This is a genomic window from Luteimonas salinilitoris, from assembly GCF_041300785.1.
In the GTDB taxonomy this organism is placed as follows: Bacteria; Pseudomonadota; Gammaproteobacteria; order Xanthomonadales; family Xanthomonadaceae; genus Luteimonas; species Luteimonas salinilitoris.
The window spans coordinates 546259-569700 of the sequence record NZ_JBFWIB010000001.1 but is presented as its reverse complement, the minus strand read 5'-3'; the positions used below and the strand labels follow the sequence as shown (position 1 = coordinate 569700).

Here is a 23442-nt window from a genome sequence, read left to right as displayed (position 1 = left end):
GCACGACCGTCGGCCTGGTGCCATGCCGGGCGGGCGCCCGCTCCGAGCGTGACCGGGGCGTCGGCTGCGACGTTCTACAATCGTGCAAGCTGCTTGCCCGCAGCCTTCCCCAACTGCCGCGAGATTCCATGGACTCCATTCACCCGGCGCACGATGCGCCTTCCGTTCGTGCAATGACCCGCGAACTCGCCACCGTCGGCATCGTCCTGTTCGCGATCAAGCTGGCGTGGCTGTGCATCGACCATACGCTTCGCGTCTACATGGGCGATTCCATGACCTACCTGCATTCGGCCGCCATGCTGACGGGCACCGGGGGGCGGTCGTTCCTGTACGGGTGGACACTGCGCTTCACGGCACTGCCGTTCGATACCCCGGTGGCCGTCATCGCCGTCCAGGCGCTCTGGTCGCTGCTCACGTCCTTGGCATTGTTCGCCTTTCTGCGGCACGCACTGCGGGCGTCATTCTGGTGGAGCGCGGTCCCCGCCTGGCTGCTGGCGGCGGAGCCCGTACAGGTATTCATGGAACGGATGGTCATGGCGGAAACCCTCGGCCTGCTGGCTTTCGTCACCACCGTCCTGGTGTTCGCACGGTATCTGGCGACGGGCAATCTGCGCTGGTACTTCCTGGCCACCCTGGGAGGGCTGGCCGCGGCTGCCTTTCGCATGAATTTCCTGCCGGTGGCGATCGGCCTCGGGCTCAGCATTCCGTTGGTGTACCTGTTCCTGAATCCGGCGCCCCATTCGCAGCAACGCACGAAATGGGGGCGGCACCTCGCCCTGGCGCTGGCGATGCTGGCCGGCACGCATCTGGCATACACCCACGCCTACGGCTACGTCACGAAGTACCCGCCCGGCTATCTCGCCTACACGGGCATGATGAGGATCGGTCTGGTCGCACCGCTGATCCGCCCGGAGCACTTCGAGGGAACCGGCGTTTCGGGCGACATCCTCGAGCAGGTGAAGCGGCCCCTCGACGATCATTGGCAACGCGGCCATCACATCTGGGAGAAGGACGGGTTGTGGCCGATGCTGGAGAAGCATAGCGAGCAGCCGGAACTGGTCGCCCGCACGATCACGCGGCGGGCGATGCTCGGCGATCCGGTCGGCCTGCTGAAGATCAACGTCGCAACCCTCGGCGGCTATTTCGACGACAGGAGAAGCCGCCTGAGAATGCTCGACGACAAGGGCGTGAGCGCACCCAGCGAACGCGATCTGCAGCTGATCCTGGCGTGGACGGGGTGGGACGCGCGCGGGATCGACCAAACCGAAACACCCGCGAGGGCCTATTTCGCCGCCTCGGCGGGCTGGCTGACCCTGTGCCTGTTCGTCCTTGCGCCGCTCGCGCTGGCAACGTCATTCATGTGCTGGCGGCATCCACGACGCGATCAGTACCTGCTGCTGGCGCTGGCATCGCTCGGACTGGTCGCGAACCATCTGCTGTTCGCGCATATCGTGTCGTACCGCTACATCCATCCCTTCCCGTGGTTCGTGCTCGCCAATCTGGCCGCGATCGCCTGTCTGGTCACGGCCCGTCGGCGGGCGTCGGCTCCGGCCGGGCCGGTGCGGGCCACCGCAGGTAGGCCAGCGCCTTGAGCTCCCTGCGCCCTCTCGTCACCGAATCCAGAATCACCCCGACCAGCAGGGACAGCGCGGACATCACCAGCAGCGCCGCCGTCAGGATCGCGGTGGGAAACCGCGGCACCAGGCCGGTCTGCGCGTAAGTAATCAGCAGCGGAACCGAGAGAACGGCCGCCAACGCCAGCAACGCAGCACCGATCGTGCCGTAGAACGCAACCGGCCGCTCCCTGGCGAACAGGGTCAGCATCGTACGCAGTATCCGGAACCCGTCCCGCCACGTGTCGAGCTTGCTCGCCGATCCGTCGGGCCGCTCCTTGTACGGCGCCGTCACTTCCGCGACCGGCATGTGCAGCTCCAATGCATGCACGGTGAGTTCGGTTTCGATCTCGAACCCGGACGACTGACTGGGGAAGCTCTTCACGAAGCGCCTGGAGAACGCGCGATAGCCGGAAAGAATGTCGCGACAGGGCCGCCCGAACAGCCAGGCGAGAAATCCCGTCAGCGCCCGGTTGCCGAACGCGTGTCCCGACCTGTACGCGGACGTATCGGTCGCCTCACGCACGCTCACCACCATGTCGTGGCCGGCCATCACCTGTTCAACCAGCAACGGCCCGTGCCCGGCCGAATAGGTGTCGTCGCCATCGACCAGCAGATAGACATCGGCTTCGACATCGGCGAACAGGCGCCGCACGACGTGCCCCTTTCCGCGGGCGGATACCACCTGCACCCGGGCGCCCGCGTTGCGCGCAAGCCGGGCGGTTTCGTCCTCGGAATCGTTGTCGAAGACATGCACGATCGCGCCGGGCAGGGCCCGCCTGAAGTCGACGACCACCTTTTCCACGGTCGGCGCCTCGTTGTAACAAGGCACCAGCACCGCGATGCGGGGAGAAGTCACGCTTGCATCGTTCCGGAAGACCGCCCGCTCAGCCCAGCAGGTGAGCGACGCCGGCGCGCTCCTCTTCCAGCTCGGCCAGGGTCTTGTCGATGTACTTCTGGCTGAAGTCGTCGATGGGCAGGTCCCTGACGAGGGTGTATTCACCGTTTTGAGTGGTCACCGGCACGCCGAAAATCACACCCTCGGGAATCCCGTAGCTGCCGTCGGACGGCACGCCCATGGTGACCCACTTGCCGTCGCTGCCGAGCACCCAGTCGCGGACGTGGTCGATGGCGGCGTTGGCGGCCGAGGCGGCCGAGGACAGGCCGCGCGCCTCGATGATCGCCGCGCCGCGCTTGCCGACGGTCGGGATGAAGGTATCGGCGTTCCAGGCCTGGTCGTCGATCGCCTCGGCGACGGAGGCGCCGTCGGCGGTGGCGAAGCGGTAGTCCGGGTACATGGTCGGGCTGTGGTTGCCCCACACCACCAGCTTCTCGATGCCGCCGACGGGCTTGCCTAGCCTGGTCGCCAGCTGGCTCAACGCGCGGTTGTGGTCCAGGCGCAGCATCGCGGTGAAATTGCGCGGGTTCAGGTCCGGCGCCGACTTCATGGCGATGTAGGCATTGGTGTTGGCCGGGTTGCCGACCACCAGCACCTTGACGTCGCGGCTGGCGACCTTGTTCAGTGCCGCGCCCTGGGCGGTGAAGATCTTGGCGTTCTCCAGCAGCAGGTCCTTGCGCTCCATGCCGGGGCCGCGCGGGCGCGCGCCGACCAGCAGGGCGACGTCGGCATCCTTGAACGCGACCTCCGGATCGTCGGTGCCGACCATGCCGGCCAGCAGCGGGAACGCGCAGTCCTCCAGTTCCATCATCACGCCCTTGAGCGCGGCCTGGGCCTTTTCCATCGGCAGCTCCAGGAGCTGCAGGATGACCGGCTGGTCCTTGCCCAGCATCTCGCCGGAGGCGATGCGGAACAGCAGGGCGTAGCCGATCTGGCCGGCGGCGCCGGTGACGGCAACTCGGACGGGCGTCTTCATGGGGATGTCCTCTCGATTCGTGGGGATTGCATGGCCAACGCGCTCAGTACACGCGATAGCCGAGGGGTCTGAGTCTTTCGTCCAGGGCCGCGGTGTCGTAGCCGCGCACGACATGCTGCCCGATCACGGTCACCGGAACGCCGCGCGCGCCGAGCGCCCGCATGGCGCGATCGCCTTCGGGCGTGTCGATGTCGAGCACGCGGTAGCGGACGTCGGCCAGTTCGAAGTCCTTCTGCTGCTTGCGGCAGTAGCCGCACCACTCGGCGGCGAGCATGACGATGCGCGCGTCGCCGGTGGTCGTGCGCGGGTCGTCCGGCTGCAGCTCGGGCTCGCCGCCGCCGCGGAAGTGCAGGAATGCGCCGATCAGCGCGAGCAGCATCAGGATCCACAGCGCGCGCATCGTCCGGCTCCGCGATCAGGCCAGTTCGGCGAAGAATTCCCGGATCCGCTGCAGCCCGGGAGCCAGCTGCGGCGTCGGGCAGGTGTAGCTGATCCGCAGCGCGCGCGGCTCGCCGAACGCCGAGCCCGGCACGCAGGCCACGCCCTTGGCCTCGAGCAGCGCGCTGCACAGGTCGATGTCGTTGGCGATCGGCTTGCCGCCGTGCGACTTGCCGAAGGCGACGCTGACATCGGGAAACACGTAGAACGCGCCCTGCGGCCGCGGGCAGACGACGCCCGGGATCTCCGCCAGCACCGCCATCACCTGGTCGCGCTTGGCCTGGAACTCGGCGCACTTCTGCTGCGGCACGTCCTGCGGGCCCGACAGCGCGGCCACGCCGGCGGCGCCGACGATTTCCGGCACGTTGGTGATGTGGTTGGAGTTGAGCGTGGTGACCGCCTGCGCGACTTCCTCGGGGCCGGCCATCAGGCCCAGGCGCCAGCCGGGCATGCCGTAGGTCTTGGACAGCGAGTCGAGGAAGATGACGCGGTCGCGCAGCTCGGGACGCGCGTGCAGGAAGTTGTGGTAGCCGACGCCGTCGAACACCATCCGGTTGTAGATGTCGTCGGTGATGATCCAGGTCTCGGGATACTTGACGATCACGTCCGCCAGGGCCGCGATCTCGTCCCTGGTGTAGACCATGCCGGTCGGGTTGGACGGATTGTTGAACAGGAACACCCGCGGCTTCTTCGCCAGCGCGGCGTCGAGCTGCGCCGGGGTGAGCTTGTAGTCCCGCTCCGGCGGGCACGGCAGCAGCTGGATGTCGGCGTTGACGATCTCGCCGACGTCGAGGTAGCTGGTCCAGTACGGCGTCGGAAAGGCGAAGCCGTCGCCCTCGTCCAGCAGCGCCTCGGCAAGGTTGTAGATCAGGTGCTTGGCGCCGACGCCGGTGGCGCAGTTGGCGCGGGTGTAGCCGGTCAGGCCGATCTCGGCCATGTGCGCGATGAAGGCGTCGAGCAGCGCGTCGGCGCCGCGGTTGCTGCCGTACTGGCCCGAATCCTTGTCCAGCGCCTCGCGCGCGGCGGCATAGACGTGTTCGCCCGGGAGGAAATTGGGTACGCCGATCGAGAAGCTGATGATGTCCCGCCCTTCCGCCTTCAGGCGCTTGGCCTTTTCGGCAACCTGCATGATGGCGCTGGGCTTGGCGCGACCAATGCGCCGGGCAAGCTGGGGCATCGCGGAACCTCTCTCGGAGACGGACGGACGCGGGCAGACGGCTTCTGCTGCGGTGCGGAATTTTAGCATGCGCCAAGCAGATCCTTCCGTCGCGCCGATGCCCAACACCGTCGCCACGGGGCGGTGCGAGCGAATAGCCCACTTGCGGCTTCTTCCATTGCAACGACCGTCGCTCTGGGCGATTCCAGAGAAAGATCTTCGGCTCCGGACTAGCCCGGGACATGCTTCCAGGTTCGGTCGAGCCATCCATGGCCGGACTCGCCGCCGCAGGCCGCGCCAGGCAGATCTTACCGTGGCGACGAAGTAGCCCCGTCGCCACGGGCGGCATCCAGTGAATCGCCGCGCCAGGCAGCCGTCGCAACCAGACAAGCCCCGTTGTCATGATGGTTCCGGAAGAGATCTTCGGCTTCGGAACGAGCGGCGCCCGGGCCGGGGCATGCTCCCCGGCTCGGTCCGCCATCCATGGCGGACTCGCCGCCGCAGGCCGCGCCAGGCAGATCCTTCCGTGGCGACGAAGCAAGCCCCGTCGCTACGGGCGGCATCCAATGAATAGCCGCACCAGGCATCCGTCGCAACCAGACAAGCCCCGTTGTCATGGCGGTTCCGGAAGAGATCTTCGGCTTCGGAACGAGCGGCGCCCGGGCCGGGGCATGCTCCCCGGCTCGGTCCGCCATCCATGGCGGACTCGCCGCCGCAGGCCATCCATGGCCTGCTATCCGCATACCCCGACCCAGGCGCCGCACCGGTCATTCGCTTGCGCGATGCTCGGAGGCCCTCCTACCGAAGCCAACGAGGGATGCAGCGGGGGACGTGCCGTGGGGATTGCGGAGAGCTGCACAGGGATGTGCAGCGGCCCTGAGTCCGGCCATGGATGGCCGGACCGAAGGGCGGAGTAATTCCCGCGGCGCGGCTCACGCCCCGCACGGCAAGCCGAAGCCGCTCTTGAGCTTTCGCCGAGGACCCAGACCGACTAGGGGCTCAGGCCGCCAGGATCTTGTTCCATTCGGCCACGCGGTCGGCCTTCGCGGTCAGTGCCGCATCGACATCGCCCTCGATCTTCACCGAACGGATGCCGTCGCCCTGCTTCACCGCATCGACCACGTCGAGGCCCTCGGTGACCTTGCCGAACACGGTGTGCTTGCCGTCCAGCCAGTCGGTCTTGATGTGGGTGATGAAGAACTGGCTGCCGTTGGTGTCCGGGCCGGCATTGGCCATCGAAAGCACCCCGCGCTCGTGCTTGACCCCGTTGCCCGTCTCGCCCTCGAACTTGTAGCCCGGGCCGCCGCGGCCGGACCCCTCCGGGCAGCCGCCCTGGATCATGAAATCGGGAATGACCCGATGGAAGCCGAGGCCGTCGTAAAAGCCGCGCCGGGCCAGGTTGACGAAGTTGGCCACGGTCAGCGGCGCCTTGTCGGCGTACAGCTCGGCCTTGATCTGGCCACGGTCGGTATCGAAGACGGCGTTCAGGGGCATGGGTGATCCTCACGGGAAGTTAGATAATCAGATGCGGGCCAGTCACCCGGATTCAACCGGGAGCCGGATTGCGGCAGCGCAACACGCTATAATACCCGGCTTCCTCCACTGCCCTTTCGGCGCCCTGCATCACCGCACCGGCGCGCCTCGCCCATGTCCATCGAACGCCTGCGCAATATCGCCATCGTCGCCCACGTCGACCACGGCAAGACCACCCTCGTCGACCAGCTGCTCAAGCAGTCCGGCACGCTGAACGAGCGCGCCATCGTCCCCGACCGGGTGATGGACAGCAACGACCTGGAAAAGGAGCGTGGCATCACGATCCTGTCCAAGAACACCGCGATCCGCTGGACCGACCCGCAGGGCGAGACCTGGCGCATCAACATCGTCGACACCCCGGGCCACGCCGATTTCGGCGGCGAGGTCGAGCGCGTGCTGTCGATGGTCGACTCGGTGCTGATCCTGGTCGACGCCATGGACGGGCCGATGCCCCAGACCCGCTTCGTCACCCAGAAGGCCTTCGCGATGGGCTTCAAGCCGATCGTGGTGATCAACAAGGTCGACCGCCCCGGCGCGCGCCCGAGCTGGGTGCTGGACCAGACCTTCGACCTGTTCGACCGCCTCGGCGCCAACGACGACCAGCTCGACTTCCACACCGTCTACGCCTCCGGCCTGCAGGGCTACGCGGGAATGAGCGAGGACGTGCGCGAGGGCGACATGACGCCGCTGTTCGAGGCGATCTGCCAGCACGTCTCGCCGCCGCCGGTCGACCCCGACGGTCCGTTCCAGATGCGCGTGACCTCGCTGGACTACAACAGCTACGTCGGCATCATCGGCATCGGACGCATCCAGCGCGGCACGATCAAGACCAACCAGCAGGTCACGGTGGTCGACCGCGAAGGCAAGACCCGCAACGCCAAGGTGCTGCAGGTGCTCGGCTTCATGGGCCTGGAGCGCGTGGAAGTGCCGCAGGCGCAGGCCGGCGACATCATCGCCTTCAGCGGCATCGAGAGCCTCGGCATCTCCGACACGCTGTGCGCGCCGAACGCGGTCGAGCAGCTGCCGGTGCTGACCGTCGACGAGCCGACCATCTCGATGACCTTCCAGGTCAACGACTCGCCGTTCGCCGGGGTCAAGGACCGCAGCGGCGGCAAGTTCCTGACCAGCCGCCAGCTGCGCGACCGCCTCACCCGCGAGACCCAGCACAACGTCGCGCTGAAGGTCGAGGACACCAGTGATGCCGACAAGTTCAAGGTCTCCGGCCGCGGCGAGCTGCACCTGTCGATCCTGATCGAGACCATGCGCCGCGAAGGCTACGAGCTGGCGGTGTCGCGCCCGGAAGTGATCGTGCGCGAGATCGACGGCGTGAAGCAGGAGCCCTACGAGCAGTTGGTCGTCGACATGGAGGAGCAGTTCCAGGGCGGCGTGATGGGTCGCCTGGGCGAGCGCAAGGCGCAGCTGCAGAACATGGAACCGGACGGCAAGGGCCGCGTGCGCCTGGAGTTCATCATCCCGGCGCGCGGGCTGATCGGCTTCCAGACCGAGTTCCGCACCCTGACCGCCGGCACCGGGCTGCTGTTCCACGTGTTCGATCACTACGGTCCACGCGCCGACGGCGAGATCGGCCAGCGCATCAACGGCGTGCTGATCTCCAACGGCACCGGCCCGTCGCCGGCCTACGCGCAGATCGCGATGCAGGAGCGTGGGCGGCTGTTCATCGAGCCGGGCGAGGAGATCTACGAGGGCCAGATCGTCGGCATCAACTCCAAGGACAACGACCTCACGGTCAACGCCCTGCGCGGCAAGCAGCTGACCAACTTCCGTGCCTCGGGCAAGGACCAGGACGAAGGCCTGATCCCACCGGTCAAGCTGTCCCTGGAGCAGGCGCTGGAGTTCATCGACGACGACGAGCTGGTCGAGGTCACGCCCAGACAGATTCGCCTGCGCAAGAAGTTTCGCACCGAGATGGACCGCAAGCGCGCGAGCCGCGCCGCCTGAGTCCGGCGTCATGAGCGTCTTCGTCGCCTGGATGCCGGACGAGGATGCGCTCGACGCGCTGGCGGCGCTGTGCGCCTCGATCGCCGGCCGGCTGCCGCCGGCCGGGCGCCTCAAATGGCGCAACCGGCGCCAGCTGCACGTGACGCTGCGCTTCCTCCACGGTGGGCTGCCACCCGATCCGGGACCGCTCTACGCCATGCTCGCCGACATCGCCTCACGCACCCGGCGCATCGAGGTCGTCTTCGACCGGATCGAAATCTGGCCGCGCGTGCTGGTGGCGCGCCCGGCGCCGGATCCGGCGCTGGAGCGCCTGTTCGCCGGGATCGAAGCGGTGGCCAGGGCATGCGGCGAGGCGCCGGAGCGCGGGGCCGCCGCACCGCATGTCACCCTGGCCTATCCGGAACAGCGCACGGCGACGTTGCCGGCCTCGCTCGACACCGGGCCCGGCAGCCTGCCGCCGCTGCCGTTCGCGACCTGCCTGGGGCGCATCGCAGTCGCGCATACCGTGCCCGGCGGCTACGACACGCCGCATTGGTGGCCTTTGCAGGAAGCGGCACCACCTGACGACCCGCTCGCCTGAGGCCCGGCGTTGCAGGGTGCGCGGGCGTTTGCGGGAATCCGCGCCGCACGCCATGCTGCCCGCCGGACCCACGGAACGCCGCCCATGCACGACCTCCCGACCCGCGCGTCGCACCCGGTCGCCTGGCTGCTGCTGGGTTGCGTGTTCGCCGCCGGTTGCGAACGGCAGCCGAGCCCGGTGGCTGCGGATGCGACGAGTGCGCCCGCCACGACGACACCCGCCACGCCGGATTTCGCCTTCGCCGAACTCGATATCGCAGAACTGCAGGCGCGCATGGCGCGGGGCGAGCTCGACAGCCGCACGCTGACCCGCGCCTACCTGGACCGCATCGCCGCCATCGACGATGCCGGGCCCACCCTGCGCGCGGTCATCGAGACCAATCCCCGCGCCCTGGCGGAAGCGGCGGCGCGCGACGCCGAACGCGGCGCGGGACGTGTCCGCGGCCCACTGCACGGCATCCCGATCCTGCTGAAGGACAACATCGACGCCACGCCGATGGTCAACTCCGCCGGTTCGCTGGCACTGGCGGACCATCGCCCCGGGAGCGACGCGTTCCTGGTGCGGCGGCTGCGCGCAGCCGGCGCGGTGATCCTGGGCAAGACCAATCTCAGTGAATGGGCGAACTTCCGCTCCAGCCGCTCCAGCTCCGGCTGGAGCGCGCGTGGCGGGCAGACCCGCAATCCGTACGTGCTCGACCGCAGCCCCTGCGGCTCCAGCGCCGGCACCGGCGCCGCGATCGCCGCCAGCCTCGCCGCGGTCGGCGTCGGCACCGAGACCGACGGCAGCATCCTGTGCCCGGCGGCGGTCAACGGCCTGGTCGGGCTCAAGCCGACGGTGGGCCTGGTGAGCCGCGACGGCATCATCCCGATCTCGCGCACCCAGGACACCGCGGGCCCGATGGCGCGCAGCGTCGCCGATGCCGCCATCCTGCTGACCGTGCTGGCGGGCGCCGACGATGCCGACCCGGCCACGCGCGACGGCACCGGCCGCAAGCCGGCCGACTACGGATCGCATCTGCGCGCGGACGGCCTGCACGGTGTCCGCATCGGCGTGCTGCGGGAGAACGGCGTGGCGGCGCAGCCCGACGTGGATGCCGCCTTCGCGCGCGCGGTGCGCGCGCTGCAGGCCGCCGGCGCCACCGTGGTCGACGCCGAAATCGCCACCGCCGGCGACTGGGACGACGCCGAACTCGAAGTCCTGCTGTACGAGTTCAAGCACGGGCTCGAGCGCTACCTGGTCTCGCGGCGGGCGCCGCTGCGCGACCTCGCCGCACTCATCGCCTTCAACCGCGAACACGCCGCGGCGGAAATGCCGTGGTTCGGCCAGGAGCTGTTCGAGCAGGCCGAGGCGAAGGGCGGTCTCGACGATCCCGCCTACCTGCGCGCGCGCGATCGCGCGCGCCGGCTGGCGCGCAGCGAAGGCCTGGAGGCGACGCTGCAGGCGCAGCGCCTGGATGCGCTGGTGGTGCCGACCACCGGTCCGGCCTGGCCGATCGATCCGCTCAACGGCGATCACTTTCCCGGCGCCGGCTACGGCGTCGCCGCGGTCGCCGGCACCCCGAGCATCACCGTGCCGATGGGCGAGAGCCACGGCCTGCCGCTTGGGCTCACTTTCCTGGGCCCGGCCTGGAGCGAGCCGCGGCTGATCGAACTGGCCTACGCCTTCGAGCGCATGACCCGGGCACGCCGGCCACCGCGCTTCCTTGCCACGGTGCCGCTGGCCGCGGGCAAGTGAACCGGCTCAGGTCGCCGCGGGCGCGGCGATCTGGTTCTGCTTGTGCACGATCGACATCGCGATCTCCAGCGCCTGCTCGTAGTTCAGGCGCGGATCGACGGTCGAGCGGTAGGCGCGGGTCAGGTCGAGGTCGGTCAGGTCGCGGGCGCCGCCGGTGCACTCGGTGACGTCCTCACCCGTCAGCTCCAGGTGCACGCCGCCCAGGCGGGTGCCGGCGGCCGCATGCAGCTCGAACGCCTGCTCCACCTCGCTGCGGATCTTGTCGAAGCGGCGGGTCTTGAAGCCGTTGCTGGTCGATTCGGTATTGCCGTGCATCGGGTCGCAGATCCACAGCACGCGGCGGCCCTCGCGCTTCACCGCCTCGAGCAGCGGCGGCAGCCGCTCGGCGATGCCGGACGCGCCCATGCGATGGATCAAGCTCAGCCGTCCGGGCTCGTCGTCGGGATTGAGCACCTCGATCAGGCGCAGCAACTGGTCCGGCGTCACCGATGGGCCGACCTTGACCGCGACCGGATTGCGGATGCCGCGGAAGTACTCGGTATGCGCACCGTCAAGCGCCGCCGTACGCATGCCGATCCACGGGAAATGCGTGCTCAGGTTGAACCAGCCCCACTGCCGCGGCACCTGCCGCGTCTGCGCTTCCTCGTACGGCAGCAGCAACGCCTCGTGCGAGGTGTAGAAATCGACCCGGTTGAGGTTGTAGACCTCGGTGCCCGACAGCGTCTCCATGAAGCGCACCGCGTCGCCGATGCTGGCGACCATGCGGTGATACTCGGCCGCCAGCGGCGAGTGCCCCACCCAGCCGAGATTCCAGTACTCGGGATGGTGCAGGTCGGCGAAGCCGCCGTCGATCAATGAACGGGTGAAGTTCATGGTCATCGCCGAGCGCGCGTGCGCCTTGACCATGCGCCGCGGGTCCGGGATGCGCGCCTCGGGGGTGAACGCGGGGGCATTGACCATGTCGCCGCGGTAGCTCGGCAGGGTCACGCCGTCGCGGGTCTCGGTATCGGCGGAGCGCGGTTTGGCGTACTGCCCGGCAAAGCGCCCCACCCGCACCACCGGCAGGTGCAGGCCGTGCACCAGCACCAGGCTCATCTGCAGCAGCACCTTGAGCCGGTTGGAGATCAGTTCCGAACTGCAGTCGCTGAAGTTCTCCGCGCAATCGCCGCCCTGCAGCACAAAGCGCCGGCCGTCCTGCGCCTCGGCGATCTGCTGCTTCAGGGCCAGGATTTCCCAGGACGTCACCAGTGGCGGCAGCGCCTGCAGTTCCTCCTGCACCGCCGCCAGCTCGGCCGGATCCGGGTAGGTCGGCAGCTGCAGCGCCGGACGCGCGCGCCAGCTGTCCGGCCGCCAGTCGGCGGACAGGGTCACGGCACGGAGGTTGCGTTCGGACGGGGGCATGTTCGGATCCAGTCTTGGCCGATCATCATGCCAGACTGCTGCACCGCGTCAATTTCGTCTGCAACCGTCGCCGGAGCGGTTCAGGCGCGACGGCGGAAACCGGCGTACAGCGCCCATGCACCGAGCAGGACGAACCAGACCAGGCTCCAGGCGGGCATCGACAGGCCCAGGAAGGTCCAGTCGACGTTGCCGCAGTCACCGGTGCCGGTCAGCACCTTGCGGATCAGGCTGGTGGTCGACATGGTCTCGCGCAGGAAATCCAGCGGCGGGCCGCACGCCGGGATCTCCGGCGGGAACAGCTGCATCCAGGTATGGCGCCCGGCGATGCCGATCCCGACCGCGGCCGCTACGAATCCGAGCACGCCGTATGCGCCCCTGCCCGCCCTGCCGCGCGGCGCATGCAGCGCCCCGAGCAACAGCACGGCGCCGAGCCCTGCGAACGCGATGCGCTGGAAGATGCACAGCGGGCACGGCTCCAGTCCCCATTGCAGTTGCGAGAAGATCGCGAAGCCGATCAGCGCCGCGCAGATCGCGGCGCCGGCCAGGAACTGCGCACGGAAGGACCAGCGGAAGGGGTTGGATTGCATCGGCGCAAGATAGCAAAAACCCCGGCACGGAGGCCGGGGTCATGCAAGGAACATTGTGTCCGGCTTACTCGGCGTCCGTGGCCGCCTGCGGACGGTCGACCAGCTCGACGTAGGCCATCGGCGCGTTGTCGCCATCGCGGAAACCGCACTTGAGGATGCGCAGGTACCCACCCGGACGCGCGCGGTAGCGCGGTCCCAGCTCGACGAACAGCTTGCCGACCGCTTCCTTGTCGCGCAGCCGGGCGAACGCCAGCCGCCGGTTGGCGACGCCGTCGTTCTTGCTGATGGTGATCAGCGGCTCGGCGACGCGACGCAGCTCCTTGGCCTTCGGCAGCGTGGTGCGGATCATCTCGTGCTTGAACAGGGACGCCGCCATGTTGCGGAACATCGCTTCGCGATGGGCGCTGGTGCGGTTGAATTTGCGTCCGGCTTTCTGGTGGCGCATGGTCGTGATTCCTGAATTTGTCTCGGATGGCGACGCCCAACGCGCGCCTCTCGAATTCTATGCCTGCCATCCATGGCGGAGCGAAACTGGCTTCGGATCGTCCTGCCCGGCCATCCATGGCCGGGCGTTCGCGACCGCAGCCGATGCCGATAGGGCATCGGCTAAGCGCGGTCGCTCACCCAAGCATCCCGTGCTGGGAGACGCCGGCCGGCGGCCAGTTCTCCAGCTTCATGCCGAGCGACAGCCCGCGCTGGGCCAGCACTTCCTTGATCTCGGTCAGCGACTTCTTGCCGAGATTCGGGGTCTTGAGCAGCTCGACCTCTGTCTTCTGGATCAGGTCGCCGATGTAGTAGATGCTCTCGGCCTTGAGGCAGTTGGCCGAGCGCACGGTCAGCTCGAGATCGTCGATCGGACGCAGCAGCAGCGGATCCACGCCGGCGGTCTGCTGCTTGGCAGCGCCGCGGTCGCGGTTGGTGAAGTCGCCGAACACCGACAGCTGGTCGGTGAGGATGTCGGCGGCGGTGCGCACGGCCTCCTCGGCGTCGATCGTGCCGTTGGTCTCGATGTCCAGGACCAGCTTGTCGAGGTCGGTGCGCTGCTCGACGCGGGCGGCCTCGACCTCGTAGGCGACGCGGCGCACCGGCGAGAACGACGCGTCCAGCATCAGCCGGCCGATGGCGCGGGTCTCCTCGTCCGGACGACGGCGCGCGGCGGCCGGCTGGTAGCCGAATCCGCGCTCGATCTTCAGGCGCATGTTGACCGATGCATCCTTGGTGAGGGTGCAGATCACATGGTCGCCGTTGAGGATCTCGACGTTGTGGTCGGTCTTGATGTCCGCAGCGGTGACCGTGCCCGGGCCGGACTTGGCCAGCGACAGGGTCGAGGACTCGCCGGTGCCCATGCGGATGGCGACATCCTTCAGGTTCAGCAGCACCTCGAGCACGTCTTCCTGCAGGCCCTCGAGGGCACTGTACTCGTGCAGCACGCCGTCGATCTCGACCTCGGTGATCGCGAAGCCCGGAATCGACGACAGCAGCACGCGGCGCAGCGCGTTGCCGAGCGTATGCCCGTAGCCGCGCTCCAGGGGCTCGATCACGACCTTGGCGCGATTGCCGGCGAGACGCTCGATCTGCGGAGCGCGCGGGCGCAGGACCTGGTTGGCAGTAACCGTCATTTTCTTGGCTTCTCCTCAAATGCCGTCGCGTGGGGGCGCGAGGCCGTGGCGCGTTTGGAGCCCCCTTGGAACCGGGGGAGCCCAGCGCGCGACTGCGCGCGCTGGCGGGGGTTGCGAAAGGACGCGATCGGGGCCGGCAGACCGGCTGCGAGCGCCCTTCCGGCCTTACTTCGAATACAGCTCGACGATCAGCGCTTCGTTGATGTCTGACGGCAGGTCGCCGCGATCCGGCACCGACTTGAACACGCCGGCGAACTTCTTGGCGTCGACCTCGACCCAGCCCGGCGACAGGTCCATCTGCGACGAGACGTCAAGCGCCTCCTGCACGCGCATCTGCTTCTGCGCACGCTCGGACAGGGCGATCGCGTCGCCAGCCTGGACCTGATAGGACGGCAGGTTGACCGGCTTGCCGTTGACGGTGACGCCACGGTGCGAGACCAGCTGGCGCGCGGCCGGGCGGGTCACCGCGAAGCCCATGCGATAGACGACGTTGTCGAGGCGGGTTTCCAGCAACTGCAGCAGGTTCTCGCCGGTGTTGCCCTTCTTGGTCGAGGCCTTCTTGTAATAGTTGCGGAACTGGCGCTCCAGCAGGCCGTAGATGCGCTTGACCTTCTGCTTCTCGCGCAGCTGGGTGGCGTAGTCGGACAGCTTGCTGCGGCGCGTGTTGGTGGCGCCGTGCTGGCCGGGCTTCTGCTCCAGCTTGCACTTGGAGTCCAACGCGCGCGTCGGGCTCTTCAGCGACAGGTCGGCGCCTTCGCGGCGGGCGAGCTTACAGGTGGGACCGATATAACGAGCCATATCTTCTCAGCTCCTCAGACGCGACGCTTTTTGGGAGGCCGGCACCCGTTGTGCGGGATCGGCGTCACGTCGATGATGTTGGTGATCTTGTAGCCGACGTTGTTCAACGAACGCACCGCCGACTCGCGGCCCGGACCCGGGCCCTTGATCCGCACTTCCAGCGACTTCACGCCGTAGTCCAGCGCGACCTTGCCGGCCTTCTCGGCGGCAACCTGCGCCGCGAACGGGGTCGACTTGCGGGAGCCGCGGAAACCCGCGCCGCCGGAGGTCGCCCACGACAACGCGTTGCCCTGGCGATCGGTGATCGTGATGATGGTGTTGTTGAACGAAGCGTGCACATGGGCGATGCCGTCCGTGACGACGCGCTTGATCTTCTTCTTGGTCTTGGCAGCCGGCTTGGCCATAGCGTTGTCCCCTTACTTCCGGATCGGCTTGCGCGGGCCCTTGCGGGTGCGCGCGTTGGTGCGGGTGCGCTGGCCGCGCAGCGGCAGGCCGCGGCGGTGGCGCAGGCCACGGTAGCTGCCCAGGTCCATCAGGCGCTTGATCGACATGCCGACCTCGCGACGCAGATCGCCCTCGACCACCAGCTTGCCGACCTCGGCGCGCAGGCGCTCGACTTCCGGCTCGGACAGGTCGACGATCCGGGTCGAAACCTCGACGCCGGCCGCTTGGCAGACCTGCTTGGAACGGGTACGGCCGATGCCGTAGATGCTTTGCAGCCCGACCCAGACATGCTTCTGGGCAGGCAGGTTGACGCCTGCGATACGCGCCATGAGGCGATCTCCAACTGGTTTGGCGGCCGGATCACTGGAATCCGGCGGAGTGAACAAGAAATTATAGCAAGGCCTCGGGTTTTCGGGAAGCCCCGGATGGCGAACCATCCAGGACTCCGGCATGGGGAGTGTGCCCATGCTCCGGCGAAGGGCCGCCGCTGTACCGGATCCGGGAAACCCCGGCTCCGGCCGCCTCCGCCACTCAAGCGGAAGACCGGCGACGGCCCACCTGCGCGCGAGACCGCCGCACAGGTCGCCCATCTCCCCTCCCTGCGCTGTTGCCAGGGACGGGGTATCAATTTCCAGCGGCCTTCCATTGGCGCAACCGCACCGGCTTGCGTGTCGTCCGGCCCGGCCATCCATGGCCGGGCGCTCGCGCGGGCAGCGCGGCAGTGCCGCGCTAGCGTGCCCGCGCTCCCCCCTTCAGATTCGCCTTCTTCAGCAGGCTCTCGTACTGGTGCGACATCAGGTGCGCCTGGATCTGCGCGATGAAGTCCATCACCACGATCACCACGATCAGCAGCGAGGTGCCGCCGAAGTAGAACGAGGTACTCAGCTGCGCGCGCATGAACTCGGGCAGCAGGCACACGATCACCAGGTACAGCGCACCGGCCGCGGTCAGCCGCGTGAGCACGCTGTCGACGTAGTCCGCGGTGGCCTTGCCCGGCCGGATGCCCGGGATCAGGGCGCCCGACTTCTTCAGGTTGTCCGCGGTCTCCTGGCTGTTGAACACCAGCGCCGTGTAGAAGAAGGCGAAGCCGGCGATCAGGCCGCCGTAGAGCAGGATGTACAGGGGCTCGCCCGGCGACAGCGCCTGCGCCGCCCGCTGCAGCCACAGGGCCGAACCCGCCTGGCCGAACCAGGTCGAGATCGTGGCCGGGAACATGATGATCGACGAGGCGAAGATCGCCGGAATCACGCCGGCCATGTTCAGCTTCAGCGGCAGGAACGAGGTCTGGTTCATGTACGCGTTGCGGCCGCCCTGGCGGCGCGCGTAGTTGACCGTGATCCGGCGCTGCCCGCGCTCGATGAACACCACGAAGAAGATGAAGGCCAGCACGATGACCCCGATCATGATCACCGAGATCGGGCTGATGTCGCCGTTGCGCGCCTGCTCCAGCGTGCTGAAGATCGCGCTCGGCAGCCCGGAGACGATGCCGGCGAAGATGATCAGCGACACGCCGTTGCCGACGCCGCGCTCGGTCACCTGCTCGCCCAGCCACACCAGGAACATGGTGCCGGCGGTGAGCGCGACGATCGCGGTCAGCACGAAGCCCATCCCCGGCGCGTACACCACCTGGATGCCGTTGCTGGCGCCCGAGCCCTGCAGCGCCACGGCGATGCCCGCGGACTGGAAGATCGCCAGCGGGATCGCGCCGATGCGCGACCACTGGGTGATCTTGCGGCGCCCGGACTCGCCCTCTTTCTGGATCGCCTTCAGGCTCGGCACGATCTGCACCATCAGCTGCATGACGATCGACGCCGAGATGTACGGGATCACGTTCAGCGCGAACAGGCTGAAGCGCTCCAGCGCACCGCCGGAGAACATGTTGAACATGTCGACGATGGTGCCCTGCTGCTGCTCCATCAGCCGCAGCATCGCTTCCGGATTGACGCCCGGAACCGGGATGTAGCAGCCGATGCGGTAGACCAGCAGCGCACCGAGCACGAACAGCAGCCGCTGGCGCAGCTCGGTGAACTTGCCGAGGCCCGCGCCCATCCCGCCCATTGCGCTACCGCTGCGTGACATTGGGTACTCCGATATGACGATCTATCCGCACGCTTATCAACCCTTCACTCGAACGACGACGGCTGCCATCCATGGCGCAGCCTTGTGGGCTCCGGATTGCCCGGCCCGGCCATCCTTGGCCGGGCGTTCGCCAGCACAGCGCGGCAATGCCGCGCTAAGCGCGTGCCGGCTCACCCTCGACCTTGCCGCCGGCGGCCTCGATCGCCGCGCGCGCACCGGCCGTGGCCAGCACGCCCTTGAGCACGAGCGGCTTCGAGATCTCGCCCTTCTTGACGATCTTGGCGCGCTTGGCGGTGCGCGGCACCAGCTTCGCGGCGCGCAACGCGGCGAAATCGATCTCGCCCTCCAGCCTGTCCAGGTTGTAGAGCATCACTTCGGCGGTGTCGTTCTTCAGCTTCGAGCGGAAGCCGACCTTCGGCAGCCGCATGTGCATCGGCATCTGGCCGCCTTCGAAGCCAGCCTTGATCTTGCCCTTGCCCGAGCGCGCGAACGAACCCTTGTGGCCGCGGCCGGCGGTCTTGCCGAGGCCGGAACCGATGCCGCGGCCGACGCGCTTGCGGTCTTCGCGGGCGCCGTCGGCCGGCTTGAGTGTATTCATACGCATGTTCGTTACTCCTCGACCCGGACCAGGTAATGGACCTTGTTGATCAGGCCGCGCACCTGCGGGCTGTCCTTCAGTTCGCGGACATCGTTGAGCTTGTTGAGGCCCAGAGCCTTCACAGACAGGCGATGACGCGCCTGGGTTCCGCGCAAGCCCTTGACCAGGCGCACCTTGACGGTGCCGCCGCCGGATTCCTGCTTAGCCATGGAGAACGTCCTCCACCTTCTTGCCGCGCTTGGCCGCGATCTTGCCCGGCGAGTGCATCCCCTCCAGGCCCCGGACCGTGGCGCGGACCAGGTTGATGGGATTGCGCGAACCGACCGCCTTGGCCAGCACGTCCTTCACGCCGACCGCCTCGAGCACGGCGCGCATGGCGCCGCCGGCGATCACGCCGGTACCCTCGGACGCGGGCTGCATGAACACGCGCGCGGCGCCGTGGCCGGCCTTGACCGTGTGCCACAGGGTCCCGCCGTTGAGCTCGACGCTGCTCATGTTCTTGCGGGCGTACTCCATCGACTTCTGGATCGCGACCGGCACTTCGCGCGCCTTGCCGTAGCCGAAGCCGACCTTGCCGTTGCCGTCGCCCACCACCGTCAGCGCGGTGAAGGTGAACTGGCGGCCGCCCTTGACGGTCTTGCTGACGCGGTTGACCGCGATCAGCTTCTCGACCATGCCGTCGTCCATCTCCTCGCGGTCGCGATTGCGCCCCCGGGATTCACGTTGTTCTGCCATTGCCATATCTCGGTAGTTGAGGAAATTTGCGGCGTGGCCGCTTATCGTTGTGGTGTGATGCGGGTGTTTCGCAGCGACGGACAAATCGTCGTTGCGCCCGATGCAGCCCGCATCGGCAGGGTGACTCCAGGCAAGCCCGGCGCGGCACTGCCACGCCACCTTGGCGAACGCCCGGCCATGGAGCATCGGGCCGGACGATCCGAAGCCGCCAATGGTACGCCAAGGACGGCAGCCTCCTCTCGAACCGGAGTGGCGGGCCAAGGCCCGCCGATGTCAGAACTGCAACCCGCCCTCGCGCGCGGCCTCGGCCAGCGCCTTGATCCGGCCGTGATAGCGGTAGCCCGAGCGGTCGAAGGCGACCTTCTCGACACCGGCCGCCCTGGCCTTCTCGGCGATGGCGCGGCCGACCTTGGCGGCGGCCTCGATGTTCTTGTTGCTCTTCAGGCCGTCGCGCACGTCGGCCTGGGTGGTGCTGGCCGAGGCCAGCACCTTGGAGCCGTCCGCGCTGAACAGCTGCGCGTACACGTGCTGGCCGGTCCGCAGCACCGACAGGCGCGGCGTGCCGACTTCGCGGATGCGCGCGCGGGTCGACTTGGCACGGCGCAGGCGGGCGATCTTCTTTTCCATGGTCTTTCTCCGAGGCGGATCGACGAACTACGCCTTCTTGGCCTCTTTGCGGATGATGTTTTCGCCGGCGTACTTCACGCCCTTGCCCTTGTAGGGCTCCGGCGGGCGATAGCCGCGGATCTTCGCGGCGACCTGGCCGACGCGCTGCTTGTCGGCGCCGCTGACCACGATCTCGGTCTGGGTCGGCGTGACGATGCTGATGCCCTCCGGCACGGTGAACACCACCGGATGCGAAAAGCCGAGCGACAGGTTCAGGTCCTTGCCCTGCATCGAGGCGCGATAGCCGACGCCGACCAGCTCGAGCTTGCGCTCAAAGCCTTCCGACACGCCCTTGACCATGTTGGCCAGGATCGCGCGCAGGGTGCCGGTGATGGCCATGCGCGACGGATCGGAGGGGGCCAGCACCGCGGTGCCGTCCTCGACCTTGATGTCGACGCCTTCCGGACGCGCGATCGACAGCGTGCCCTTCGCGCCCTTGACGCTGACCGTATCGGCCTGGATGTTCAGTTCGACGCCCTTCGGCAGGGCGATCGGCTTCTTGGCGACGCGAGACATTGGGGCGTTCTCCCTTAGGCCACGAAGCACAGGACTTCACCGCCGACGCCCTGCTGGCGCGCCTGCGTGTCGGTCATGATGCCCTTGGAGGTGGAAATGATGGCGATGCCGAGGCCGTTCAGGACCTTGGGCAGCTCGTCCTTGCCGCGGTACTGGCGCAGGCCAGAGCGCGAAACGCGCTTGAGGTTCTCGATCACCGGACGGCCTTCGTAGTACTTCAGCTCGATTTCGAGTTCGGCCTTTGCGCCGTTCTCGGTCACGCGCCACTCGCCGATGTAACCCTCGTCCTTCAGCACCTTGGCGATCGCCGTCTTGGTCTTGGACGACGGCATCTTCACCGACGGCTTGCCGACGGCGGCCGCATTTCGAATGCGGACCAGCATGTCGGCGATGGGATCAGTCATGCTCATTGATTGTTACCTTTGAGTGCACCGATATCCGCGGGATTGCGAATTCGTTTGAGAGCCGGGATTGGTGATTCGGAATTGGTGACTCGAAGGAGCAACAGCGGGCGCTTCTGCGAATCACGCTTCACGAATCACGGCATTTTTTACCAGGAGGCCTTGCGCAGGCCCGGGACGTCGCCGCGCATGGTCGCCTCGCGCAGCTTGTTGCGGCCCAGGCCGAACTTGCTGTACACGGCGCGCGGGCGGCCGGTCAGGGCGCAACGCGTGGTCTGGCGCGCCGGCGAGGAATCGCGCGGCAGCTTCTGCAGCTTGACCGCGGCGTCCATCTTCTCCTCGTAGCTCGCCGATTCGCTGCTGATGATCTTCTTCAGCGCGTCGCGCTTGGCGGCGTGCTTCTTCACCAGCTTGGCCCGCTTGATCTCGCGGTTGACCATGGAGGTCTTAGCCATTTTTTTACCTCGGGATTAGGGATTAGGGATTAGGGATTCGTAAGTGCGGGATCGCTGGGACTTTTCAGCTTTTGCGAATCCCGAATCTCGAATTCCCAATCCCGGCTTTCAATTGCGGAACGGGAAGCGGAACGCCTCGAGCAGCGCCTTGGCCTCTGCATCCGTCTTCGCGGTGGTGGTGATGGCGATATCCATGCCGCGGATCGCGTCGACCTGGTCGTAGTCGATCTCCGGGAAGATGATCTGCTCCTTCACGCCCATGTTGTAGTTGCCACGGCCGTCGAACGAACGCGCCGAGACACCGCGGAAGTCGCGCACGCGCGGCAGCGAGACGTTGACCAGGCGGTCGAGGAACTCGTACATCCGGCTGCGACGCAAGGTCACCTTGCAGCCGATCGGCCAGCCGTCGCGGATCTTGAACGACGCCACCGAGACCCGCGACTTGGTGATCTGCGGCTTCTGGCCGGCGATCTTCGCCATGTCGGCGGTCGCGTTCTCGAGGATCTTCTTGTTGGCCGCGGCCTCGCCCACGCCCATGTTGAGCGTGATCTTGTCCACTTTCGGCACCTGCATCGGATTGGTGTAGCCGAACTGCTTCATCAGCTTCGGCACCACTTCATCCTTGTAGAACTGTTCCAAACGGGTCATTTCTGCATTCCTCAGGCGTCGAGCGCCTCACCGCTGGAGCGGAACACCCGGATCCGGCGTCCATCCTCCAGCACCTTGGTACCGATGCGCTCGCCCTTGCCGGAGGCAGGATTGAACGGCATCACGTTGGACACATGGATCGGCGCCTCGCGCTCGATCACCCCGCCGGGCTGGTTGGCCTGGGGGTTGGGCTTGGTATGGCGCTTGATGACGTTGACGTTCGACACGACGACCTTGTCGCCGAGCACACGCACCACGTCGCCCTTCTTGCCCTTGTCCTTGCCGGCGACCACGATGACCTGGTCGCCCTTCTTGATTCGATTCATCTTCAGCTTCCTCCGCTCACAGCACTTCGGGTGCGAGCGAGACGATCTTCATGAACTTCTCGGAACGCAGCTCGCGGGTCACGGGCCCGAAGATGCGGGTGCCGATCGGCTCGTGCTTGTTGTTCAGCAGCACCGCGGCGTTGCCGTCGAAGCGGATCAGCGAACCGTCCGGACGACGCACACCCTTGCGGGTGCGCACGACCACGGCATTGTAGACCTCGCCCTTCTTGACCTTGCCGCGCGGGATGGCGTCCTTGATCGACACCTTGATGATGTCGCCGATGTGGGCGTACCGGCGCTTGGAGCCGCCGAGCACCTTGATGCACATCACTTCCTTGGCGCCGGAGTTGTCGGCCACGTCGAGGTGGCTTTGCATCTGGATCATGGTCGGCGCTCCTCAGTTATTCGGCCGCACGCGTGACGACTTCGACCACGCGCCAGTTCTTGGTCTTGGACATCGGCGCGATCTCCACCACGCGGACCATATCGCCCTCGTTGCAGGAGTTGTCGGCGTCGTGGGCGTGCAGCTTGGTCGAGCGACGGATGTACTTGCCGTACAGCGCGTGCTTGACCTGACGCTCGACGAGCACCGTCACGGTCTTGTCCATCTTGTTGCTGACGACGCGGCCTTCGACCGTGCGCAGCTTCTTTTCTGTGTTTTCGCTCATGGCGGCCATTCCTTACTTCGTCTGACCGAGCAGGGTGTTGACGCGCGCGATCTCGCGGCGCACCCGGCGGGCATCGTGGGTCTTGGCGAGCTGACCGGTGGCCTTCTGCATGCGCAGCGAGAACTGCTCCTTGTGCAGGTCCACCAGGTGGGTCTCGAGGTCGTCGGCCGACTTCTCGCGGAGTTCCTTGATCGTAGCCATCAGCGTACCGTCCGGGTCACGAATTGGGTGGTGACCGAAAGCTTGGCGGCGGCCAGGCGGAACGCCTCGCGCGCGGTCGCCTCGTCGATGCCCTCGATCTCATAGATCATGCGGCCGGGCTGTATCTGGGCCACCCAGAACTCCACGTTGCCCTTGCCCGAGCCCATGCGCACTTCGATCGGCTTCTTGGTGATCGGCTTGTCGGGAAACACGCGGATCCACATCTTGCCGCCGCGCTTGACGTGACGGCTGATGCTGCGGCGGCCGGCCTCGATCTGGCGCGCGGTCAGCTGCCCGGTCTGCGTCGCCTTCAGGCCGTACTCGCCGAAGCTGACGAGATTGCCGTTCCAGGACAGACCGTCGTTGCGGCCCTTGTGTTGCTTGCGGTACTTGGTTCGCTTCGGTTGCAGCAT

At 67.3% G+C, this 23442-nt stretch carries 30 protein-coding genes; 4 read left to right on the top strand and 26 right to left on the bottom strand.

Annotated features, from left to right (window positions below):
• Positions 1-173 precede the first annotated feature (173 nt).
• Entirely contained in the window at positions 174-1592 is a 1419-nt protein-coding gene (locus AB5T46_RS02410; protein ID WP_370562217.1) for a hypothetical protein, read from the top strand.
• On the opposite strand, the gene AB5T46_RS02405 is transcribed toward AB5T46_RS02410, so the two are convergent.
• The 5 genes from AB5T46_RS02405 to AB5T46_RS02385 all read right to left on the bottom strand — a co-directional run bounded on the left by AB5T46_RS02405 (position 1522) and on the right by AB5T46_RS02385 (position 6575).
• Positions 1522-2451 carry a glycosyltransferase gene (locus tag AB5T46_RS02405; protein WP_370562436.1) on the bottom strand — a complete coding sequence of 310 codons (930 nt, stop codon included), beginning with the start codon at positions 2449-2451 and terminating at the stop codon, positions 1522-1524. The genes AB5T46_RS02410 and AB5T46_RS02405 overlap by 71 nt on opposite strands.
• Before the next feature lie 49 nt (positions 2452-2500).
• On the bottom strand, positions 2501-3487 hold the full coding sequence (locus AB5T46_RS02400; protein ID WP_370562216.1) for a malate dehydrogenase: 987 nt from the start codon (positions 3485-3487) through the stop codon (positions 2501-2503).
• Positions 3488-3530: 43 nt separating this feature from the next.
• Positions 3531-3887, bottom strand: a complete 357-nt coding sequence (locus tag AB5T46_RS02395; RefSeq protein WP_370562215.1) for a glutaredoxin family protein — start codon at positions 3885-3887, stop codon at positions 3531-3533.
• 15 nt (positions 3888-3902) lie between these two features.
• Complete coding sequence (locus AB5T46_RS02390; protein ID WP_370562214.1) at positions 3903-5102, bottom strand: pyridoxal phosphate-dependent aminotransferase; 1200 nt, start codon at positions 5100-5102, stop codon at positions 3903-3905.
• A gap of 978 nt (positions 5103-6080) precedes the next feature.
• On the bottom strand, positions 6081-6575 hold the full coding sequence (locus AB5T46_RS02385; protein ID WP_370562213.1) for a peptidylprolyl isomerase: 495 nt from the start codon (positions 6573-6575) through the stop codon (positions 6081-6083).
• A 153-nt stretch (positions 6576-6728) separates the two neighbouring features.
• Between AB5T46_RS02385 and typA the strand changes: the two genes are divergently transcribed.
• The 3 genes from typA to AB5T46_RS02370 all read left to right on the top strand — a co-directional run bounded on the left by typA (position 6729) and on the right by AB5T46_RS02370 (position 10887).
• Positions 6729-8573: a translational GTPase TypA gene (gene typA, locus AB5T46_RS02380; protein WP_370562212.1), complete on the top strand. Its 1845-nt coding sequence runs from the start codon at positions 6729-6731 to the stop codon at positions 8571-8573.
• A gap of 10 nt (positions 8574-8583) precedes the next feature.
• On the top strand, positions 8584-9153 hold the full coding sequence (locus AB5T46_RS02375) for a 2'-5' RNA ligase family protein (protein WP_370562211.1): 570 nt from the start codon (positions 8584-8586) through the stop codon (positions 9151-9153).
• Between the two features lie 84 nt (positions 9154-9237).
• On the top strand, positions 9238-10887 hold the full coding sequence (locus AB5T46_RS02370) for an amidase (protein WP_370562210.1): 1650 nt from the start codon (positions 9238-9240) through the stop codon (positions 10885-10887).
• 6 nt (positions 10888-10893) lie between these two features.
• Here AB5T46_RS02370 and AB5T46_RS02365 read toward each other — a convergent pair whose 3' ends face one another.
• The 21 genes from AB5T46_RS02365 to rplP form a co-directional block, all read right to left on the bottom strand.
• The gene (locus AB5T46_RS02365; RefSeq protein ID WP_370562209.1) at positions 10894-12288 is read right to left on the bottom strand and encodes a class II 3-deoxy-7-phosphoheptulonate synthase; all 1395 of its coding nucleotides are present in this window, start codon (positions 12286-12288) and stop codon (positions 10894-10896) included.
• Between the two features lie 80 nt (positions 12289-12368).
• Positions 12369-12875, bottom strand: coding sequence for a disulfide bond formation protein B (locus AB5T46_RS02360; RefSeq protein WP_370562208.1), 507 nt, complete (start codon positions 12873-12875; stop codon positions 12369-12371).
• A 64-nt stretch (positions 12876-12939) separates the two neighbouring features.
• Positions 12940-13320, bottom strand: a complete 381-nt coding sequence (gene rplQ / locus AB5T46_RS02355) for a 50S ribosomal protein L17 (RefSeq protein ID WP_370562207.1) — start codon at positions 13318-13320, stop codon at positions 12940-12942.
• Positions 13321-13495: 175 nt separating this feature from the next.
• On the bottom strand, positions 13496-14494 hold the full coding sequence (locus AB5T46_RS02350; protein ID WP_149196014.1) for a DNA-directed RNA polymerase subunit alpha: 999 nt from the start codon (positions 14492-14494) through the stop codon (positions 13496-13498).
• 165 nt (positions 14495-14659) lie between these two features.
• Positions 14660-15292, bottom strand: a complete 633-nt coding sequence (rpsD, locus tag AB5T46_RS02345; RefSeq protein WP_370562206.1) for a 30S ribosomal protein S4 — start codon at positions 15290-15292, stop codon at positions 14660-14662.
• A gap of 14 nt (positions 15293-15306) precedes the next feature.
• A complete protein-coding gene (gene rpsK / locus AB5T46_RS02340) occupies positions 15307-15696 on the bottom strand; it encodes a 30S ribosomal protein S11 (protein WP_149196012.1) in 390 nt (129 codons plus the stop codon).
• 12 nt (positions 15697-15708) lie between these two features.
• Entirely contained in the window at positions 15709-16065 is a 357-nt protein-coding gene (gene rpsM / locus AB5T46_RS02335; RefSeq protein ID WP_149196011.1) for a 30S ribosomal protein S13, read from the bottom strand.
• Between the two features lie 400 nt (positions 16066-16465).
• Complete coding sequence (gene secY, locus AB5T46_RS02330) at positions 16466-17794, bottom strand: preprotein translocase subunit SecY (RefSeq protein WP_370562434.1); 1329 nt, start codon at positions 17792-17794, stop codon at positions 16466-16468.
• Between the two features lie 175 nt (positions 17795-17969).
• The gene (rplO, locus tag AB5T46_RS02325) at positions 17970-18419 is read right to left on the bottom strand and encodes a 50S ribosomal protein L15 (protein ID WP_370562204.1); all 450 of its coding nucleotides are present in this window, start codon (positions 18417-18419) and stop codon (positions 17970-17972) included.
• 5 nt (positions 18420-18424) lie between these two features.
• Positions 18425-18622 carry a 50S ribosomal protein L30 gene (rpmD, locus tag AB5T46_RS02320; RefSeq protein WP_149196008.1) on the bottom strand — a complete coding sequence of 66 codons (198 nt, stop codon included), beginning with the start codon at positions 18620-18622 and terminating at the stop codon, positions 18425-18427.
• The gene (gene rpsE / locus AB5T46_RS02315; RefSeq protein ID WP_370562203.1) at positions 18615-19148 is read right to left on the bottom strand and encodes a 30S ribosomal protein S5; all 534 of its coding nucleotides are present in this window, start codon (positions 19146-19148) and stop codon (positions 18615-18617) included. The genes rpmD and rpsE overlap by 8 nt, the downstream gene beginning before the upstream one ends.
• Positions 19149-19421: 273 nt before the next feature.
• On the bottom strand, positions 19422-19775 hold the full coding sequence (gene rplR, locus AB5T46_RS02310; protein WP_370562202.1) for a 50S ribosomal protein L18: 354 nt from the start codon (positions 19773-19775) through the stop codon (positions 19422-19424).
• Positions 19776-19802: 27 nt separating this feature from the next.
• Complete coding sequence (gene rplF, locus AB5T46_RS02305; protein ID WP_370562201.1) at positions 19803-20330, bottom strand: 50S ribosomal protein L6; 528 nt, start codon at positions 20328-20330, stop codon at positions 19803-19805.
• A 14-nt stretch (positions 20331-20344) separates the two neighbouring features.
• Entirely contained in the window at positions 20345-20740 is a 396-nt protein-coding gene (gene rpsH, locus AB5T46_RS02300) for a 30S ribosomal protein S8 (RefSeq protein WP_149196005.1), read from the bottom strand.
• Positions 20741-20880: 140 nt separating this feature from the next.
• A complete protein-coding gene (gene rpsN / locus AB5T46_RS02295) occupies positions 20881-21186 on the bottom strand; it encodes a 30S ribosomal protein S14 (protein WP_149196004.1) in 306 nt (101 codons plus the stop codon).
• A 108-nt stretch (positions 21187-21294) separates the two neighbouring features.
• Positions 21295-21834 (bottom strand): 50S ribosomal protein L5, encoded by a 540-nt coding sequence (gene rplE / locus AB5T46_RS02290; RefSeq protein ID WP_370562200.1) that lies wholly within the window; start codon positions 21832-21834, stop codon positions 21295-21297.
• 11 nt (positions 21835-21845) lie between these two features.
• The gene (gene rplX, locus AB5T46_RS02285; protein WP_370562199.1) at positions 21846-22160 is read right to left on the bottom strand and encodes a 50S ribosomal protein L24; all 315 of its coding nucleotides are present in this window, start codon (positions 22158-22160) and stop codon (positions 21846-21848) included.
• Between the two features lie 16 nt (positions 22161-22176).
• Entirely contained in the window at positions 22177-22545 is a 369-nt protein-coding gene (gene rplN, locus AB5T46_RS02280) for a 50S ribosomal protein L14 (protein WP_149196001.1), read from the bottom strand.
• Positions 22546-22561: 16 nt separating this feature from the next.
• The gene (rpsQ, locus tag AB5T46_RS02275; protein WP_149196000.1) at positions 22562-22828 is read right to left on the bottom strand and encodes a 30S ribosomal protein S17; all 267 of its coding nucleotides are present in this window, start codon (positions 22826-22828) and stop codon (positions 22562-22564) included.
• Between the two features lie 12 nt (positions 22829-22840).
• Entirely contained in the window at positions 22841-23029 is a 189-nt protein-coding gene (gene rpmC, locus AB5T46_RS02270; protein WP_370562198.1) for a 50S ribosomal protein L29, read from the bottom strand.
• Positions 23029-23442 (bottom strand): 50S ribosomal protein L16, encoded by a 414-nt coding sequence (rplP, locus tag AB5T46_RS02265; RefSeq protein WP_149195998.1) that lies wholly within the window; start codon positions 23440-23442, stop codon positions 23029-23031. The genes rpmC and rplP overlap by 1 nt, the downstream gene beginning before the upstream one ends.

Bases quoted from the DNA above. Each gene is read 5' to 3' on its own strand.
- AB5T46_RS02410 (WP_370562217.1), top strand. From the start codon at position 174: ATGACCCGCGAACTCGCCACCGTCGGCATCGTCCTGTTCGCGATCAAG.
- AB5T46_RS02400 (WP_370562216.1), bottom strand. From the start codon at position 3,487: ATGAAGACGCCCGTCCGAGTTGCCGTCACCGGCGCCGCCGGCCAGATC.
- AB5T46_RS02395 (WP_370562215.1), bottom strand. From the start codon at position 3,887: ATGCGCGCGCTGTGGATCCTGATGCTGCTCGCGCTGATCGGCGCATTC.
- AB5T46_RS02390 (WP_370562214.1), bottom strand. From the start codon at position 5,102: ATGCCCCAGCTTGCCCGGCGCATTGGTCGCGCCAAGCCCAGCGCCATC.
- AB5T46_RS02385 (WP_370562213.1), bottom strand. From the start codon at position 6,575: ATGCCCCTGAACGCCGTCTTCGATACCGACCGTGGCCAGATCAAGGCC.
- typA (WP_370562212.1), top strand. From the start codon at position 6,729: ATGTCCATCGAACGCCTGCGCAATATCGCCATCGTCGCCCACGTCGAC.
- AB5T46_RS02375 (WP_370562211.1), top strand. From the start codon at position 8,584: ATGAGCGTCTTCGTCGCCTGGATGCCGGACGAGGATGCGCTCGACGCG.
- AB5T46_RS02370 (WP_370562210.1), top strand. From the start codon at position 9,238: ATGCACGACCTCCCGACCCGCGCGTCGCACCCGGTCGCCTGGCTGCTG.
- AB5T46_RS02365 (WP_370562209.1), bottom strand. From the start codon at position 12,288: ATGCCCCCGTCCGAACGCAACCTCCGTGCCGTGACCCTGTCCGCCGAC.
- AB5T46_RS02360 (WP_370562208.1), bottom strand. From the start codon at position 12,875: ATGCAATCCAACCCCTTCCGCTGGTCCTTCCGTGCGCAGTTCCTGGCC.
- rplQ (WP_370562207.1), bottom strand. From the start codon at position 13,320: ATGCGCCACCAGAAAGCCGGACGCAAATTCAACCGCACCAGCGCCCAT.
- AB5T46_RS02350 (WP_149196014.1), bottom strand. From the start codon at position 14,494: ATGACGGTTACTGCCAACCAGGTCCTGCGCCCGCGCGCTCCGCAGATC.
- rpsD (WP_370562206.1), bottom strand. From the start codon at position 15,292: ATGGCTCGTTATATCGGTCCCACCTGTAAGCTCGCCCGCCGCGAAGGC.
- rpsK (WP_149196012.1), bottom strand. From the start codon at position 15,696: ATGGCCAAGCCGGCTGCCAAGACCAAGAAGAAGATCAAGCGCGTCGTC.
- rpsM (WP_149196011.1), bottom strand. From the start codon at position 16,065: ATGGCGCGTATCGCAGGCGTCAACCTGCCTGCCCAGAAGCATGTCTGG.
- secY (WP_370562434.1), bottom strand. From the start codon at position 17,794: ATGGGCGGGATGGGCGCGGGCCTCGGCAAGTTCACCGAGCTGCGCCAG.
- rplO (WP_370562204.1), bottom strand. From the start codon at position 18,419: ATGCGTATGAATACACTCAAGCCGGCCGACGGCGCCCGCGAAGACCGC.
- rpmD (WP_149196008.1), bottom strand. From the start codon at position 18,622: ATGGCTAAGCAGGAATCCGGCGGCGGCACCGTCAAGGTGCGCCTGGTC.
- rpsE (WP_370562203.1), bottom strand. From the start codon at position 19,148: ATGGCAGAACAACGTGAATCCCGGGGGCGCAATCGCGACCGCGAGGAG.
- rplR (WP_370562202.1), bottom strand. From the start codon at position 19,775: ATGGAAAAGAAGATCGCCCGCCTGCGCCGTGCCAAGTCGACCCGCGCG.
- rplF (WP_370562201.1), bottom strand. From the start codon at position 20,330: ATGTCTCGCGTCGCCAAGAAGCCGATCGCCCTGCCGAAGGGCGTCGAA.
- rpsH (WP_149196005.1), bottom strand. From the start codon at position 20,740: ATGAGCATGACTGATCCCATCGCCGACATGCTGGTCCGCATTCGAAAT.
- rpsN (WP_149196004.1), bottom strand. From the start codon at position 21,186: ATGGCTAAGACCTCCATGGTCAACCGCGAGATCAAGCGGGCCAAGCTG.
- rplE (WP_370562200.1), bottom strand. From the start codon at position 21,834: ATGACCCGTTTGGAACAGTTCTACAAGGATGAAGTGGTGCCGAAGCTG.
- rplX (WP_370562199.1), bottom strand. From the start codon at position 22,160: ATGAATCGAATCAAGAAGGGCGACCAGGTCATCGTGGTCGCCGGCAAG.
- rplN (WP_149196001.1), bottom strand. From the start codon at position 22,545: ATGATCCAGATGCAAAGCCACCTCGACGTGGCCGACAACTCCGGCGCC.
- rpsQ (WP_149196000.1), bottom strand. From the start codon at position 22,828: ATGAGCGAAAACACAGAAAAGAAGCTGCGCACGGTCGAAGGCCGCGTC.
- rpmC (WP_370562198.1), bottom strand. From the start codon at position 23,029: ATGGCTACGATCAAGGAACTCCGCGAGAAGTCGGCCGACGACCTCGAG.
- rplP (WP_149195998.1), bottom strand. From the start codon at position 23,442: ATGCTGCAACCGAAGCGAACCAAGTACCGCAAGCAACACAAGGGCCGC.